The organism is Bradyrhizobium zhengyangense, assembly GCF_022012435.1.
GTDB lineage: Bacteria > Pseudomonadota > Alphaproteobacteria > Rhizobiales > Xanthobacteraceae > Bradyrhizobium > Bradyrhizobium zhengyangense.
Genome location: NZ_JAKLUA010000005.1, coordinates 1 through 15,682, shown reverse-complemented (window position 1 = coordinate 15,682; position 15,682 = coordinate 1). Strand labels below are relative to the sequence as shown.

The following is a 15,682-nucleotide window of genomic DNA, read 5'->3' as shown; positions in this document are numbered from 1 at the left end:
CAGGCGGGCGGTTTGGTTTTTGGGGAAGCTTGACCTCCGAACCAGCGCACGGTCGGCTGACACCAAAGCCTATGGACCTCACCACCCGCCTGCTGCTCGGCGTGACCGCGTTCGCGGTGCTGGCCTTTATCAGCTCCGTCTATGGCGGATGCGCAGGCGACCCCGACTGCCATTTCCACGTCTGCGGCCATCGGTTTTGCGGCGTCGTCTACGACCATCCTGAGAACCGCCCGACGCCGTAGAACCCGATCGGTCCGTGGCGCGACCAATCGCCGACAGCGCCTGCCGCGCCGACGGGTCCGACCATGACCAACGCCGAACGCAAAGAGATCGATCAGCGCATTGCGCTGCTGGAGCGCGGCAGCGCGCTGTTCGGCCGGTTCGGTGGCTCCATTCCGCTGGTGATCGCATTTCTCAATCGATGGCCGACCACGGTCGAGCTCTATCCGCACTGGCAGGTTGGCGAGTCCTGGAAATTCTTTCTCAGTTGCCTGCTCTATTTTCTGGCCTCGCTCGCGCTCGACCGCGCCATCAGTTTTGCCAAAGCGAGCCTCGACCCATGATCCTGCTCCGTGATTTTGCGCTCTTCATCCTTCCTGCCGCGATCGCTGCGGGCGGCTGGTTCTACGCGATCGACGTGCGCAAACGGGTCCGGCCAGGCCGCGCGCCCCGGCGGAGCGCCATCCCGCCTGCATCCCTGGCACCTTGATCGGGACGGCCTATATCCGTCGTCGTGGGCAGGGCGCGGAGGCGACGATGGCACAGGCTGTGATCATGACGAGCGAGAGCCTCTGGCGGACCATTCGCGGCGAGGCGCAGCGCGCGGCGGATGCCGATCCGGTGTTTGGCCAGGCCCTTGCCCGTGCCATTCTCGCCCATGATGATTTTGCAGCTGCCCTCGCCGATCTGATCGGGCATCGCCTTGGCCGCAGTGCCGCCGAGCGCACGCGCTTCACGGCCCTTTCGCGCAATGCTTTTCGCGACGAGCCGGACCTGATCGCAGCGGCCGGGCGCGACTTGCGATCTATCGCGCTGCGCGATCCGGCCATCACCTCCTTGTTGCCGCCGCTGCTGCATTACAAAGGCTACGTCGCCTTGCAGGCCTGGCGCGTCTCGAACTGGCTCTGGCGTCACGGCCATGGCGACGCGGCGCTATTGTTTCAAAACGAGGCCTCGAACGTTCTTCAGGTCAGCATCCATCCCGCAGCGGCAATCGGATCGGCCGTCTATCTCGACCACGCCACCGGCATCGTCATCGGCGCCAATGTCGTGATCGGCGACGAGGTCACCATCCTCCAGAACGTCAGCATCGGTCGCGACAGTGAGCTGCCGGCACGCTCGCCGCGGATCGGCCGTGGCGTCTACATCGGCGGCGGCGCGACCATTCTCGGCGATATCAGGATCGGTGATTTCGCCAAGATTGGCGCCGATACGGTCGTGACATCGGACGTGCCCGCCGGCTGCACCGCGGTCGGCAATCCCGCGCGATTGACCAATTGTCCCGAGCCTCTCCCGGCGGCGTGACGGGCGGATCGGATCATCCCGCAGCTTTCAATCTCGGGAGACGAAGCTTCAGGATGTTTCGCTCAAATGGCCCATTCAATTGCCTGCTTGTTGACGAGGATCAAACCGCCATCAACACAATCGAGATGTAGTTCCTTGTGCACGAGGGAGGAGCGCATCAATGGCGGATGCAAGGATTCTCGTGGTCTACTATTCTCGGACCGGAACGACACGCAAGGTTGCCAAATCACTCGCGGCTGCATTGCATTGTGACAGCGAAGAGGTCGTCGAGACCAGCAGCCGAAGCGGGATGTTTGGCTATCTGCGGTCCGTGATCGATGCGCGACGGCAGGTTCCATCGCGCATCGCCGCGGGCGCTAGCGATCCATCGCTCTACGATCTTATCGTGATCGGAACTCCGGTCTGGGCCTGGTCACTATCTTCGCCCGTCCGGGCTTACCTGCTGGCAAACAAGCCAAGACTTCCTGCCGTGGCGTTCTTTTGTACGCTCGGCGGGGCTGGCAGCGATCAGGCCTTCGGCCAGATGCAGGAGGTCGTCGGCAAGCGTCCCGTCGGCTGTCTCTCCATCACGGCCCGCGATGTGGCATCCGAGAAATATGCGCCGCAGCTCGTAACCTTCGTTGAGACATTGCAACGGACGCTTGCGGAAGATCGCAGCACAGCGACGAGCGTGGCCTGAGTGGGTCCCGCAGATTCCTCGAAGAAGGTCCGCCAACGAGGGACCGCTTCGGAGTTCGTTGGGTAGTAGATCTCGAAATCGAGTTCCGGTCCCGGGTCGGCCGGGCCTTGGAGCACGACGCCCTGCACATGGGTCAGCCGGGTCGCAGCAATCGTACCGGCCAGCGGCGGGATTGCTGGCGGGCAATGCCCCTCCCATCCCCCTGCACCGTAACCCTTTTCCGCAGCCAAATTTGCCCCTGGTAACCCCGCATTAACCATCGCCGGGCTCTGGTAACGACGGACAATCGCGCCCGGAGCTGTCGTCGAGGCCCATAGTTTTGACATCTTGGCAGGGAATGCAGGCGGCGGCTTTGGACGAGCCCCTGCACCCCAGAAAGACAAGGCTTTGAGCGGGCTTGCCGGCCGCGCCGATGTTAGCGCGGGCATTGGGGAACCGGCCGCCATAAGCGGGCCGGGACATAGGTAACGATCGCCAAAAACGGTCACCTTGAGAGGATATTTCTAATGAATCCGGCCGACGTGGCTCAGTCTGCCCTTCCGGTTGCCGCCTCCGCCGACGTGTCGCTGATCGCGCTGTTCTGGCAGGCTCACTGGATCGTGAAATGCGTCATGCTGGGCCTGTTGTCCTGCTCGGTCTGGGTCTGGGCCATCGCGATCGACAAGATCTTCCTCTATGCCCGCACCCGCCGCTCGATGGACCGGTTTGAGCAGGCCTTCTGGTCCGGCGAGTCGATCGAGGAGCTCTATCGCACGCTCTCGGCCAAGCCGACCCATTCGATGGCGGCCTGTTTCGTTGCGGCGATGCGTGAGTGGAAACGCTCGTTCGAGAGCCATGCCCGCTCGGTCGCAGGGCTCCAGATGCGCATCGACAAGGTCATGAACGTCTCGATCGCCCGCGAGGTCGAGCGGCTGGAACGCCGCCTGCTGGTGCTCGCGACCGTCGGCTCCGCCGGCCCCTTCGTCGGCCTATTCGGCACGGTCTGGGGCATCATGTCGAGCTTCCAGTCGATCGCGGCGTCGAAAAATACCTCTTTGGCGGTGGTGGCGCCCGGTATCGCGGAGGCGCTGTTTGCGACCGCGGTCGGCCTTATTGCCGCAATTCCTGCCACTATTTTCTACAATAAGTTCACTTCCGAGGTGAACCGGCAGGCCCAGCGGCTCGAGGGCTTCGCTGATGAATTTTCAGCCATCCTGTCCCGCCAGATCGACGAGCGGGGCTGACGGACGGCATGTATAGTGTGAAGGCGAGATTGGGCACCAAGCCATGGGCATGAACGTTGCCAGTTCGTCCGGAGGCGGCGGGCGCCGCAGCCGGCGCAAGCCGGTCATGGCCGAGATCAACGTCACGCCGATGGTCGACGTGATGCTGGTGCTGCTCATCATCTTCATGGTGTCGGCACCGCTGCTCACCGTCGGCGTGCCGCTCGACCTGCCGCAGACCCAGGCCAAGAGCCTCGAGCAGAACGACCAGAAGCCGATCCAGATGTCGGTCGACATCAAGGGCAAGGTGTTCATCAACGACCAGGAGATCGCGATCAACGAACTGATCCCCAAGCTGAAGGCGATCACGGACGCGCGCGGCGGCCTCGAGGAGCGCATCTATCTCCGCGCCGACAAGAAGGCGGATTACGGCACGGTCGCCAAGGTGATGGGCCTGCTGTCGGGCGCGGGATTCAAGAAGCTGGCGCTCGTCACCGAAGCGGATCAGGGGTCTTAGGCCAGTGAAGGTGAACGTCGACAAGACACTCGTTGCGTCGATTGTCCTCCACGTCCTCGTGCTGGGATGGGGCCTGCTCACCTTTAGCAGCAAGGCCTACATCGCGCCGGAGGAGTCGCTCCCGGTCGACATCATCTCGACAGATCAGCTCGCGCAGATGATGTCGGGGCAGAAGACCGGCGACAAGAAAGAGCCGAAGCCCAAGGTCGAGAAGGTCGCCGAGGCCAAGCCCGAGGAAGATTCCGTCGGCAAGGTCACCGAGAAGAAAGAGCTGATCAAGACCAACTCGACCCCGGATACGCCGCCGCCGCCGAAGCCTGTCGAAAAGCCGGTCGAGAAGAAGCCCGATCCGCCGAAGCCCGTTGCGGAGACCAAGCCGAAGGAAGAGCCGAAGCCGCAGGAGAAGAAGCCTGACCCGGCCAAGGAAGATCCGATCGCCGAGCTCCAGAAGAAGCTGGACACCAAGAAGCCGCCGCCCAAGCCCGTGGAGCAGAAGGTTGCCGCGGTGCAGCCGCAGCAGCAGCCGAAACCGAAGGAGCGCACCTTCGATCCCGCGCAGATCGCCCGCGACCTCGACAAGCGTGCCGCGACCCGGCATGAGCTCACGGGCTCAGCGCTGAATGCGTCGGCGTCGCTGGGCTCGACGTCAGGGACAGCCGCCAACAACATCGCGACCTGGCAAGGTGCATTCCAGGGCGCGGTCAAACGCTGCTTCACGCCCACCTATAACGGGCAGGACGCCAATTTGTATGAAGCCGACATCGACATTCCCATGAAGATCGACGGATCGCTCGCCTCCGAGCCCGTCATCGTCGCGGTGCGCGGACCGTCGCGGTCCATCGCGCAGGCCGTGGCAGAGAGCGCCAAGCGCGCCATCGTGCAGTGCCAGGTCTATTCGTTCCTGCCGAAGCAGCAATACGACAGCTGGAAGCTCATTCCGATGACTTTCGGCCTGAAAGACATGTTGTGACATCCGGACAAAAGAATTTTGCAATGAATGACGTTCGATCGATGAACCGCCGCCGCTTCATGACTCTGACCGGGTCTACGCTTGCGTTGCTCGGGGGTGGACAGGCCTTCGCCCAGCAACCGCAGCAAGGCCGTCTCCGCATCGATCCCACCGAGTTTCGGCCGATCCCGATCGCGATCACGAATTTCGTGCCCGGCTCGCCCGCTGACGGCGAGGTCAGCAATGGCGTCACCCAGGTCATCACCAACAATCTGAAGCGCTCGGGCCTGTTTGCCCCGATCGACCAGGCCGCCTTCATCGAGCGCATCAGCAACATCGACGTCGCGCCGCAATTCCAGAACTGGAAGACGCTCAACGCCCAGGCCCTCGTCACCGGCCGCATGACGCGGCAGCAGGACGGCCGCCTCAAGGCCGAATTCCGCTTGTGGGACGTGGTGACCGGCCAGCAGCTCGCGGGCCAGCAATATTTCACCTCGCCGGAATATTGGCGCCGCATCGCCCACATCATCTCCGACCAGATCTACGAGCAGATGACCGGCGAGAAGGGCTATTTCGATAGCCGCGTCGTGTTCGTCGACGAGACCGGGCCGAAGGAGCGCCGCGTCAAGCGGCTCGCCATGATGGACCAGGACGGTGCCAATGTGCGCTACCTCACCCGCGGCTCCGACCTCGTGCTGACGCCGCGCTTCTCGCCGAACTCGCAAGAGATCACATACATGGAGTTCGGGCAGGGCGACCCGAAGGTCTATCTGTTCAACATTGAGACCGGCCAACGCGAGATCGTCGGCAACTTCCCAGGCATGACCTTTGCGCCGCGCTTCTCGCCGGACGGCCAGCGCGTCATCATGAGCCTGCAGCAGGGCGGAAATTCCAACCTGTTTGTGATGGATCTGCGCTCGCGCTCGACCACGCGCCTCACCGATACGCCGGCGATTGACACGTCTCCGTCCTATTCGCCCGACGGCACCCGCATCTGCTTCGAATCCGATCGCGGCGGCCGTTCGCAGATCTATGTGATGGCGGCGGGCGGCGGACAGGCGCAGCGCATCTCCTTCTCGAAGGACGACAACAATGCCACCTATTCGACGCCGGTGTGGTCGCCGCGCGGCGACTACATCGCCTTCACCCGGCAAGGTGGCGGGCAGTTCTCGATCGGCGTCATGAAGCCTGATGGCAGTGGCGAGCGGCTGCTCACGTCCGGCTTCCACAACGAAGGCCCGACCTTTTCGCCGAACGGACGCGTCGTGATGTTCTTCCGCGATCCCGGCGGCAATTCCGGACCGTCGCTGTTCAGCGTCGATATCTCCGGTCGCTTTGAACAAAAGGTGCCGACGCCCGGCTTCGCCTCCGATCCGGCGTGGTCGCCGTTGCTCTCAGCGACCGCGGGCCAGTAGCTCGATCGCGCGCTGGGAAGCGCGCGATCTATTTCGAAAAATCCGCGAACTTTTCGGCTTTCTGCATGCGCGGCAAGCTTTCCTTCATCTTGTGCCCGGCAAGGCTTGCCTAGTTGCTTGATTTTTCAGCAGAAACAGTTTCGCTATTGCCGAAAAACAACTCGACTTTAACGATGTTCCCTCAGAAAGGCTTCATCTGCTGTGGGTAAAAGTACGCGCCAAACAGGACGCGCGTACAAACCAAAATGCAGTTCGCAGACCAGACCGGCGGGATTGATCAAAAGCCCACGAAGCTTTCGGCGGCGCTGATCGATTCGCTGTTCGAGGCGTCTGGCCCGCTGCTTGCGGGCATCGTCTTCGTCGCCTTTGCGGCGGGCATGACCGCGCTGAAGACGGGACAAACCCTGCTCTGGGGATGCGTCCTGTTTCTTGTCGTTGCGGGCGCGATCCGTGTGTTCGATCTTCGACGCTTCGATCCCCGCAAGTCGGATCTCACGGCTGAAGAAGCCGGCAAGTGGCAGCAGCGCTATCGCATCGGAGCGCTGATTCAGGCGGCTGCGATCGGCACCTGGTGCTCGACCGCCTTGTTGAGCAACGACGATGCCGTCGTCCATCTCATTGCGCTGTCCGTCACCACCGGGATCGTGGCGGGAGGCGCGGGCAGGGCGTACGGACGGCCATCGATATTTCACCAGCAGGCGCTGCTGCAATTCGGTCCCGCGGTGATCGCCCTCGCGGTCCGCGGCACGCCCTATTACATCGCGATGGCGTTCGTGAGCGCGGCGTTCCTGCTGGCGATCATGCAGCTTTCGGGCAATCTGCACAAAATCTTCATGCGGGCCGTCGTGGCCCGCGAACGAGAATCGGCGCTCGCCGGCCAGTTCGATACTGCCCTGAACAACATGCCGCACGGCCTGTGCATGTTCCGCGTCGACCGGCAGCTCGCAGTGATGAATCACCGGTTCAGCGACATGCTGGATCTCCCCGATGGTCTCGTCCGGAGCGGCTCGACCGCGCGTGACATCCTGTCCGCGTGCGTCAGCTCGGGCTCCATCTCGGCCGCAAGCGGCGAGATGATCGTCGCCGAGATCGAGAACGCGCATGCGAACCAGATCGTGACTGTCGATCCCGATGCTGAGAGAAACCGGTCATTGTCCTGGACGGTCCAGCCGATGGCCGACGGCGGCGCGGTGGTCTTGCTCGAGGACGTCACCGAGCGGCGCAATGCCGAGGCCAAGATCACCCATCTGGCTCGTTACGACGAATTGACCGCGCTTCCCAATCGCGTGCATTTCCGCAACGAGATCGAATCGCTGCTGGCGGCCTCGCACCATAGCGCGCGGCTGTCCGCGCTTCTGTTCATCGATCTCGACCAGTTCAAGCAGGTCAACGACACGCTCGGCCACCCCTGTGGCGACCAGCTCCTCTGCGCGGTTGCCAACCGCCTGCGCGAGATGCTGCGGCCGGAGGATTTCGTCGCCCGCTTCGGCGGGGACGAGTTTGTCGTCTTCCAGCAGAATATCAGCGTGCCAGAGGATGCCGCGAGCCTTGCTCGCCGTATCGTCGAGCGCCTGAGCGAGCGCTACCGCATCGACAATCATCTGGTCGAGATCGGCGCCAGCATCGGCATCGCGCTGACCTCGCCGGAGGGCGCCAGCGCCGATACGCTGCTCAAGAACGCCGACATGGCGCTTTACCGTGCCAAGGCCGACGGCCGCGGCACGTTCTGTTTCTTCCGCGACGAGATGGCGGCAACCGCGGAAGCGCGACGCATCCTCGAGCTCGACCTGCGCAAGGCGCTCGCCAACGAGGAATTCGAGCTGTTCTACCAGCCGCTGGTCAATCTGAAGTCCGGCAAGATCTCCACCTGCGAGGCGCTGCTGCGCTGGAATCATCCGGTGCGCGGCACGGTCTCGCCGGTCGACATCATCCCGGTTGCCGAGGACATGGGCCTGATCGTCGATCTCGGCCGCTGGATCCTGCGCCGTGCCTGCATGGAATGCATGAAGTGGCCGGAGGGTGTCAGCGTCGCCGTCAACTTCTCGCCGCAGCAATTCCACCAGCGCGACGTGCTGAGCGAGATTCGCTACGCGCTCGAAGTGTCGGGCCTGCCGGCGCATCGGCTCGAGATCGAGATCACCGAATCGTCACTGCTGCGCAATACGCAGCTCACGCACGACATTCTCTCGCAGCTGCATGCGCTCGGCGTGCGCATCTCGCTGGACGATTTCGGCACCGGCTATTCGAGCCTCAGCTATCTGCACAACTTCCCGATGCAGAAGGTCAAGATCGACCGGTCCTTCCTGGAAGGGATCGACACCGACCGGCCGCTGACGCTGTTGCGCGGCGTGGCGCGGCTGTCGGCCGACCTCGGCATGGCCGTGGTGGTCGAGGGCATCGAGACCAACGAGCAGCTCGAGCTGATCAGCGCCGACGGCACCGTGTCCGAAGGGCAGGGCTACCTGTTCAGCCGACCGGTTCCGGCCGTCCGTATCAGGCAATTGCTCAGTGCCTCGCATGGCAAGCGCGTGCAGGAGCAGCTGATCGTCGTCTCCTCACGCTCGCTCGGGTAAGTTCCCGCGCATCCGCTCATCGCTATTTTCCCAATATTTCCAAGTATTTCGCGAAGCAGTTGCGAGCCACAACCCTTAACCCTAACAGTTCTAACCCTTTGCAATTGTGTTAAGGAACCTTTAATCTTTTGCGTACTCGCGGAAGTTGATTGGAAGTTTTGGAGTAGCGGATGTCGTCTCAACCCGAGCTGCGCAGGCCGTCGCAAATGCGCGGAGCAGCGTTGTTCGATCGCACCGACTACAGGCTGATCGAGACTCCCGAAGACAGAGCTGAGATCTACCATCTGCGCTACAAGGCGTATTTGAACGGCGGATTGATCTTGCCGTCCGAGTCGGAGCAGGTCCGCGACGTCTATGATGACGCGCCCAATGTCTGGATCTTCGGCGTTTACGTCGATGGGCAGCTGTGCAGCTCGGTCCGCATCCACGTCCTGACGAGCGAATGCAGGATGTCCTATTCGACCGAATTGTACGGCGATCATCTCCACGCGCGCCTCGATCGGGGCGAGGTTTTCGTCGATCCGGCGCGGCTTGCCGCCGATCCCGAGAAGGCCAGGCGGCTTCCGGAACTGCCCTATCTCACCCTGCGGCTGGCCTATCTGGCTTGCGAATATTTCAATGCCGATACCGGTCTTGCGATGGTGCGGCCCGATCACCAGCCGTTTTACCGGCGCGTGTTCTTGCATGAGCCGGTCGCCGAACCTCGCGCATTTCCCGGCTGGCACACGATGAAGACGTCGTTGATGGCGTCCGATTTCAAGAATCTTCGGGAGAAGGTGCTGACGCGCTTTCCCATCATGCGCTCAAGCGCGTTCGAACGGCGGATGCTGTTCGAGCGTAACAGCCAGCCCCAGGCTCTGTCCCGGCCTGTGCTCGTTCAAGCGCCGCTCAGTCCCGCCAGCCTGGTTTGACCGGCACTGTTCCGGGCCGTTGGCCGCCTTGCGCAGTCCGCCAAAGCCCGTAATGGCCCGGAATTCGATGATTTTGCCGGCTCATGCGGCTTGCCTTCACCCTTGCGCCACATTTACAACCCATTAACCACAATGGGTGCTTTTCGCTGGTTGGGGGCATTTGACCGGCTGAGGCAAGGTTCCGATAAGGTTGACGGAACGTTCGCTTAACCAACCCCCTGTAGACCGGACAGCAGTGGACGAACGTGAGCGTGGAGGCTCCGGAATGACTAATCCTATGCGTATCCTCCAGGGATTGAAGCTGGCCGCGGTGGTTGCCATCGCGCTGTCGATGGGGGCGTGTGCCAAGACCAATGCAGGTCTGGACGCCAATGCGAGTGCGGCGACCCCGGGCAGCCAGCAGGATTTCGTGGTGAACGTGGGCGACCGCGTGTTCTTCGAGAGCGACCAGACCGATCTGACCCCGCAGGCGATCGTGACCCTGGAGAAGCAGGCGCAGTGGCTGCAGACCTATCCGCGCTACTCCTTCACCATCGAAGGTCACGCCGACGAGCGCGGCACCCGCGAATACAACATCGCGCTCGGCGCCCGCAGAGCCCAGTCGGTGCGTTCGTTCCTCACCTCGCGCGGCATCGATCCGAACCGCATGCGCACGATCTCCTACGGCAAGGAGCGCCCGGTCGCCGTGTGTAACGACATCTCCTGCTGGTCGCAGAACCGTCGTGCTGTGACCGTGCTGAACGCGAGCTCCTGACGTCCAGTCAGCCGCTGTTCATCTTTGGAAACCGAATATGCCGGCGCCCTCACGGGCGCCGGTTTCGTTTCAGCCAACTGTGACCGAAAGGGCGTGGTGCCAGTCACATTTTTGGCGTAGTGCCTTTCAATGTGTCGCGCCTCGCGTGTTCCGTCGCAGATTTTGTTTTCGTCGTCAGGGCAAGATGTCATCCAGATCCAAGGGAATTACCGGCATCGTGGCATTGGCCGCGCTGCTCTCTTTGTCCGCGCCCGCATTCGCGCAGACCGACGATGATCCTGAGATGCGGATCGAGCGGCTGGAGAACCAGCTGCGCCAGCTCACCGGCCAGAACGAAGAGCTGCAATATCGCAACCGCCAGCTCGAGGATCGCATCCGTCAGCTCGAGGGCGGCGCGCAAGGTGCTGCGCCCGGCCAGCCGCCGGCCCAGCCCAATGTCGCGGGCGTCCCGCCGGCTCAGGTCACCCCCGGCTATCGCCAGCAGCCGCCGCAGCAACAGGCGGTGCAGCAGCCGAACTATCAGCAACCGAATTACCAGCAGCCTCCGGGCGCGGCGCCCGCGCCGATCGTTCAGGAGCAGCCGGGCCCGGGTGCTCCCGGCACGCGCCGCCGCGGCGACGCGTTCGACCCGAGCCAGACCCCGAATGCGCCCGGTGCGCCGCGCGCGCTCGGCGGCGGCCAGCAGCCGATGCCGGCGGGTGCTCCGCTCGATCTCTCCAACAACGGACAATATCCGCAAGGAGCAGCTCCCGCACAGCCCGGCTATCCGCCGGCCCAGCAGCAGGGCTATCCCGCGCAAGGTGGCGGTCCTGCGCTCGCGACCCTGCCGCCCTCGGCCACGCCCCGCGACGAGTTCGACCTCGGCATCGGCTACATGCAGCGCAAGGACTACGCGCTCGCCGAGCAGACCATGAAGAATTTTGCCGCGAAATATCCTGGTGACCCGCTGCTTGGCGACGCGCAATACTGGCTCGGTGAAAGCTATTTCCAGCGCCAGCAATATCGCGATTCCGCCGAGGCCTTCCTTGCCGTCACCACGAAGTACGACAAATCGGCCAAGGCGCCGGATGCGCTGTTGCGGCTCGGCCAGTCGCTCGCCGCGCTGAAGGAAAAGGAAGCTGCCTGCGCCGCCTTCGGCGAGGTCGGCCGCAAATATCCGCGTGCCTCCGCCGGCGTGAAGGCCGCGGTCGACCGCGAGCAGAAGCGGGTGAAGTGCTGATCTGCGGCGTTTGCGGACTGACAACGCGGCCGATGCTGCGCTAGATTTGACGGCCATCCGCCGCGATTGCCGGGCCGCGTCATGTCAGACGACGACAATTCTCCGATCTCCGCGCGCGCGGCGAAGCAGCTCTTCGCCGAGCTCCGAAGCGCGTCGGCGCTCGTGCTCGCGGTCTCCGGCGGGCCTGATTCGGTCGCGCTGATGTGGCTGGCGGCGCGCTGGCGGCGCAGCCTCGCCCGCGGCCCTGATATCACCGTCGTCACCGTCGATCACGGTCTGCGCAAGGAGGCGGCGCGCGAAGCGCGCGAGGTCAAGCGGCTCGCCACTGAACTTGGCCTTGCACACCGGACCCTGCGCTGGCGCGGCACAAAGCCGAAGGCAGGATTGCCCGCCGCCGCGCGCGAGGCCCGCTATCGCCTGCTGGCGCAAGCCGCGCGCGCTGCCGGCGCAAGCCACGTGCTGACCGCGCACACCCGCGATGACCAGGCCGAGACGCTGCTGATGCGGCTCTTCCGCGGCAGTGGCATCGCCGGACTGTCGGCGATGGCGCGCCTCACCAGGCGCGACGGCCTCGTGCTGGCGCGCCCGTTGCTCGATGTTCCGAAATCGCAACTGATCGCAACCTTGAGGCGGGCCCGGATCGGCTTCGCTGAAGATCCCACCAACGGCGACACGGCGTTCACGCGCCCGCGGCTGCGCGCGCTGCTGCCGCAGCTTGCCGCCGAGGGCGGCGATATCAGAACCTTGGCGCGGCTCTCGGCGCGGCTCGCCCGCGCCAACGCGGCAGTCGACGTGCTGACCGACGGTGCCGAGCGCTTCCTCAGCTTGCGGGATCGCGGCCAACGGCCGCAGCCGGGCATTCGCAGTTTTGAGGCTTCGGCCTTCGCCGCCCTGCCGGAGGAAGTCCGGCTGCGGCTCCTGCTGCGGGCCATCGACGCGATCGGGCACGAAGGACCGGCGGAACTCGGCAAGGCCGAAACCCTGCTGGCCGCACTTGATCAGGCGATGGGGGCGGGGTCCCGTGCACCCGGCAATGGCCGTGCCATCCTGAAGCAGACCGTTCTCAAGCAGACCCTTGCGGGAGCCTTGATCAGCCTTGCCGGGGGGCGTATCCACATCGCGCCTGCGCCGGCCCGGCGGTCCCCAAGGAGATCTCAAAGGGACGTAAAGGGCAGATGAGGGCGGATCATGACACCGGCCATTTGCCTGATCTGCTGTCAGGACACCTTAACCAGGCAGGAAAAACCCCGGCTCTGGTGCCATTATTTCAGCGGGAATCGCTCTAAGATGGGCTAAATAGTCCCATCTCGTTCCCTTGGCAGCGAGCGGGGCGGCACCTAAATTGTATACGTCTAACGATGAGGATTCCTTGGGGATTTCCTCGTACTGCCCCAAGGATGAGGCCGCGATCCGCGCGACCACGAAGGAAGATCGATGAACGCCAATCTGCGCAATTTCGCCCTCTGGGTCATCATTGTTTTGCTGCTGTTGGCGTTGTTCACGCTCTTCCAGAATCCGGGTCAACGCACGTCCTCGCAGGACATCGCGTTCTCGCAGCTCTTGAGCGAGGTCGACCAGGGCCATGTCCGCGACGTCGTGATCCAGGGCCCCGATATTCACGGCACCTTCACCAACGGCTCGAGCTTCCAGACCTATGCGCCGAGCGATCCGACGCTGGTGAAGCGCCTCTATGACAGCAAGGTGCAGATCACCGCGAAGCCGCCCGGCGACAACGTGCCGTGGTTCGTCTCTCTGCTGGTCTCCTGGCTGCCCTTCATCGCGCTGATCGGCGTGTGGATCTTCCTGTCGCGGCAGATGCAGGGCGGCGCCGGCAAGGCGATGGGCTTCGGCAAGTCGCGTGCGAAGATGCTGACCGAGGCGCATGGCCGCGTCACCTTCGAAGACGTCGCTGGCGTCGACGAGGCCAAGCAGGACCTGCAGGAGATCGTCGAATTCCTCCGCGACCCCGGCAAATTCCAGCGCCTCGGCGGCCGCATTCCGCGCGGCGTGCTGCTGGTCGGCCCTCCCGGCACCGGCAAGACCCTGATCGCGCGTGCGGTCGCGGGCGAAGCCAATGTGCCGTTCTTCACCATTTCGGGTTCTGACTTCGTCGAGATGTTCGTCGGCGTCGGCGCCTCTCGCGTGCGCGACATGTTCGAGCAGGCCAAGAAGAACGCGCCCTGCATCATCTTCATCGACGAAATCGACGCGGTCGGTCGTCACCGTGGCGCCGGCCTCGGCGGCGGCAACGACGAGCGCGAGCAGACGCTGAACCAGTTGCTGGTCGAGATGGACGGCTTCGAGGCGAACGAGGGCGTGATCCTGATCGCCGCGACCAACCGTCCCGACGTGCTCGATCCCGCGCTGCTGCGTCCGGGCCGCTTCGACCGCCAGGTCGTGGTGCCGAACCCCGACGTCGTCGGCCGCGAGCAGATCCTCAAGGTGCATGTCCGTAAAGTTCCGCTGGCGCCCGATATCAACCTCAAGACCATCGCGCGCGGCACTCCGGGCTTCTCCGGCGCCGACCTCATGAATCTCGTCAACGAAGCAGCCCTCACCGCTGCGCGCCGCAACAAGCGCATGGTGACCCAGGCCGAGTTCGAGGAAGCCAAGGACAAGGTGATGATGGGCGCCGAGCGCAAGTCGCTCGTCATGACCGAGGAAGAGAAGCTGCTGACGGCCTATCACGAAGGCGGCCACGCCATCGTCGGCCTCAACGTGCCCGCGACCGATCCCATCCACAAGGCGACCATCATCCCGCGCGGCCGTGCGCTGGGCATGGTCATGCAGCTCCCCGAGCGCGACAAGCTGTCGATGTCGCTGGAGCAGATGACCTCGCGCCTCGCCATCATGATGGGCGGCCGCGTCGCCGAAGAGCTGATCTTCGGCCGCGAGAAGGTCACCTCGGGCGCCGCCTCCGACATCGAGCAGGCCACGCGCCTTGCCCGGATGATGGTGACGCGCTGGGGCCTGTCGGAAGAGCTCGGCACCGTCTCCTACGGCGAGAACCAGGACGAGGTCTTCCTGGGCATGTCGGTTTCCCGCACGCAGAACGCCTCTGAAGCGACCGTGCAGAAGATCGACTCCGAGATCCGCCGCCTGGTCGAGGAAGGCTACAAGGAAGCGACCCGCATCCTCACCGAGAAGCACGCCGACCTCGAAGCGCTGGCCAAGGGCCTGCTCGAGTTCGAAACGCTCAGCGGCGATGAGATCGTCGACCTGCTCAAGGGCAAGAAGCCGAACCGCGAGTCCGTGCTGGAGCCGGCCACGCCGCGCGCCTCCGCCGTGCCCCCGGCCGGCAAGTCGCGGCCGCGTCCCGATCCGGATCCCGGCCTGGAGCCCCAGCCGCAGGCGTAACGCTTCGGCGATGGCCGGATATTCCGGTAAACCCGTTGTGCAAAAGCTCGGCATCAAGCCGGGCTTTTGTATTTTGGTGGACGGCCTTGCGACGCCTTATCGCGACGTCGTCGGCGAGCTCCCTGCCGGAGTGAGCATCGCAAAAGCCGTCAAGGCCCCGCTCGACATGGTGCATCTCTTCGCCGCCGAGGCCAAAGGCCTCGCCGCCAAGCTGCGCCTCTACCGCAAGGCGATCGCGCCCAACGGAATGATCTGGGCATCCTGGCCGAAGAAGGCGTCGGGCGTCACGACAGACGTCACCGAAGCCCTGGTGCGCGAGACCGCGCTTGCCACCGGCCTCGTCGATATCAAGATCTGCGCGGTCAACGACGTCTGGTCCGGCCTCAAGCTCGTGATCCCCGTGAAGGACCGAGCGAAGTAGCACCGCTTTCGTAGGGTGGGCAAAGGCGCGGAGCGCCGTGCCCACGATCTCTCGCCAATCGCGACAGGTGGTGGGCACGCTCCGCTTTGCCCACCCTTGTCTTAGCGCACCGGGCTAGAATGGCCTCGTTCCGTGAGGAATGGCCCAGCCCGGGTGGCCGC

Annotated in this window: 15 protein-coding genes; all 15 read left to right on the top strand. The window is 64.0% G+C overall.

Translation table 11 applies throughout. The features are described from left to right. Nucleotides 1-71 precede the first annotated feature (71 nt). The 15 genes from L6637_RS17140 to L6637_RS17070 all read left to right on the top strand — a co-directional run bounded on the left by L6637_RS17140 (nucleotide 72) and on the right by L6637_RS17070 (nucleotide 15,521). Nucleotides 72-242 carry a hypothetical protein gene (locus tag L6637_RS17140; RefSeq protein ID WP_237871506.1) on the top strand — a complete coding sequence of 57 codons (171 nt, stop codon included), beginning with the start codon at nucleotides 72-74 and terminating at the stop codon, nucleotides 240-242. Between the two features lie 63 nt (nucleotides 243-305). Next, nucleotides 306-563, top strand: a complete 258-nt coding sequence (locus L6637_RS17135) for a hypothetical protein (RefSeq protein WP_237862964.1) — start codon at nucleotides 306-308, stop codon at nucleotides 561-563. A gap of 193 nt (nucleotides 564-756) precedes the next feature. Then, nucleotides 757-1,524 carry a serine acetyltransferase domain-containing protein gene (locus tag L6637_RS17130; RefSeq protein ID WP_237871504.1) on the top strand — a complete coding sequence of 256 codons (768 nt, stop codon included), beginning with the start codon at nucleotides 757-759 and terminating at the stop codon, nucleotides 1,522-1,524. A gap of 160 nt (nucleotides 1,525-1,684) precedes the next feature. Beyond that, on the top strand, nucleotides 1,685-2,203 hold the full coding sequence (locus L6637_RS17125; protein WP_237871502.1) for a flavodoxin family protein: 519 nt from the start codon (nucleotides 1,685-1,687) through the stop codon (nucleotides 2,201-2,203). Nucleotides 2,204-2,709: 506 nt separating this feature from the next. Then, the gene (tolQ, locus tag L6637_RS17120) at nucleotides 2,710-3,426 is read left to right on the top strand and encodes a protein TolQ (protein WP_027532430.1); all 717 of its coding nucleotides are present in this window, start codon (nucleotides 2,710-2,712) and stop codon (nucleotides 3,424-3,426) included. A gap of 43 nt (nucleotides 3,427-3,469) precedes the next feature. Next, nucleotides 3,470-3,922, top strand: a complete 453-nt coding sequence (tolR, locus tag L6637_RS17115; RefSeq protein WP_237862961.1) for a protein TolR — start codon at nucleotides 3,470-3,472, stop codon at nucleotides 3,920-3,922. A gap of 4 nt (nucleotides 3,923-3,926) precedes the next feature. Next, nucleotides 3,927-4,892, top strand: coding sequence for a protein TolA (locus L6637_RS17110; RefSeq protein WP_237862960.1), 966 nt, complete (start codon nucleotides 3,927-3,929; stop codon nucleotides 4,890-4,892). A 41-nt stretch (nucleotides 4,893-4,933) separates the two neighbouring features. Then, entirely contained in the window at nucleotides 4,934-6,286 is a 1,353-nt protein-coding gene (gene tolB, locus L6637_RS17105) for a Tol-Pal system beta propeller repeat protein TolB (RefSeq protein WP_237863346.1), read from the top strand. Nucleotides 6,287-6,531: 245 nt separating this feature from the next. Beyond that, entirely contained in the window at nucleotides 6,532-8,859 is a 2,328-nt protein-coding gene (locus L6637_RS17100; protein ID WP_237862959.1) for a putative bifunctional diguanylate cyclase/phosphodiesterase, read from the top strand. 170 nt (nucleotides 8,860-9,029) lie between these two features. Beyond that, nucleotides 9,030-9,770: an N-acyl amino acid synthase FeeM domain-containing protein gene (locus tag L6637_RS17095; protein ID WP_377802947.1), complete on the top strand. Its 741-nt coding sequence runs from the start codon at nucleotides 9,030-9,032 to the stop codon at nucleotides 9,768-9,770. Between the two features lie 265 nt (nucleotides 9,771-10,035). Further along, the gene (gene pal, locus L6637_RS17090; RefSeq protein ID WP_237862958.1) at nucleotides 10,036-10,524 is read left to right on the top strand and encodes a peptidoglycan-associated lipoprotein Pal; all 489 of its coding nucleotides are present in this window, start codon (nucleotides 10,036-10,038) and stop codon (nucleotides 10,522-10,524) included. Nucleotides 10,525-10,708: 184 nt separating this feature from the next. After that, a complete protein-coding gene (ybgF, locus tag L6637_RS17085) occupies nucleotides 10,709-11,743 on the top strand; it encodes a tol-pal system protein YbgF (protein WP_237862957.1) in 1,035 nt (344 codons plus the stop codon). Between the two features lie 81 nt (nucleotides 11,744-11,824). Beyond that, the gene (gene tilS / locus L6637_RS17080) at nucleotides 11,825-12,922 is read left to right on the top strand and encodes a tRNA lysidine(34) synthetase TilS (RefSeq protein ID WP_237871500.1); all 1,098 of its coding nucleotides are present in this window, start codon (nucleotides 11,825-11,827) and stop codon (nucleotides 12,920-12,922) included. Nucleotides 12,923-13,177: 255 nt separating this feature from the next. Beyond that, nucleotides 13,178-15,100: an ATP-dependent zinc metalloprotease FtsH gene (gene ftsH / locus L6637_RS17075; RefSeq protein WP_237862955.1), complete on the top strand. Its 1,923-nt coding sequence runs from the start codon at nucleotides 13,178-13,180 to the stop codon at nucleotides 15,098-15,100. Between the two features lie 10 nt (nucleotides 15,101-15,110). Further along, nucleotides 15,111-15,521 (top strand): DUF3052 domain-containing protein, encoded by a 411-nt coding sequence (locus L6637_RS17070; protein ID WP_237871497.1) that lies wholly within the window; start codon nucleotides 15,111-15,113, stop codon nucleotides 15,519-15,521. The last annotated feature ends 161 nt before the right edge of the window (nucleotides 15,522-15,682 follow it).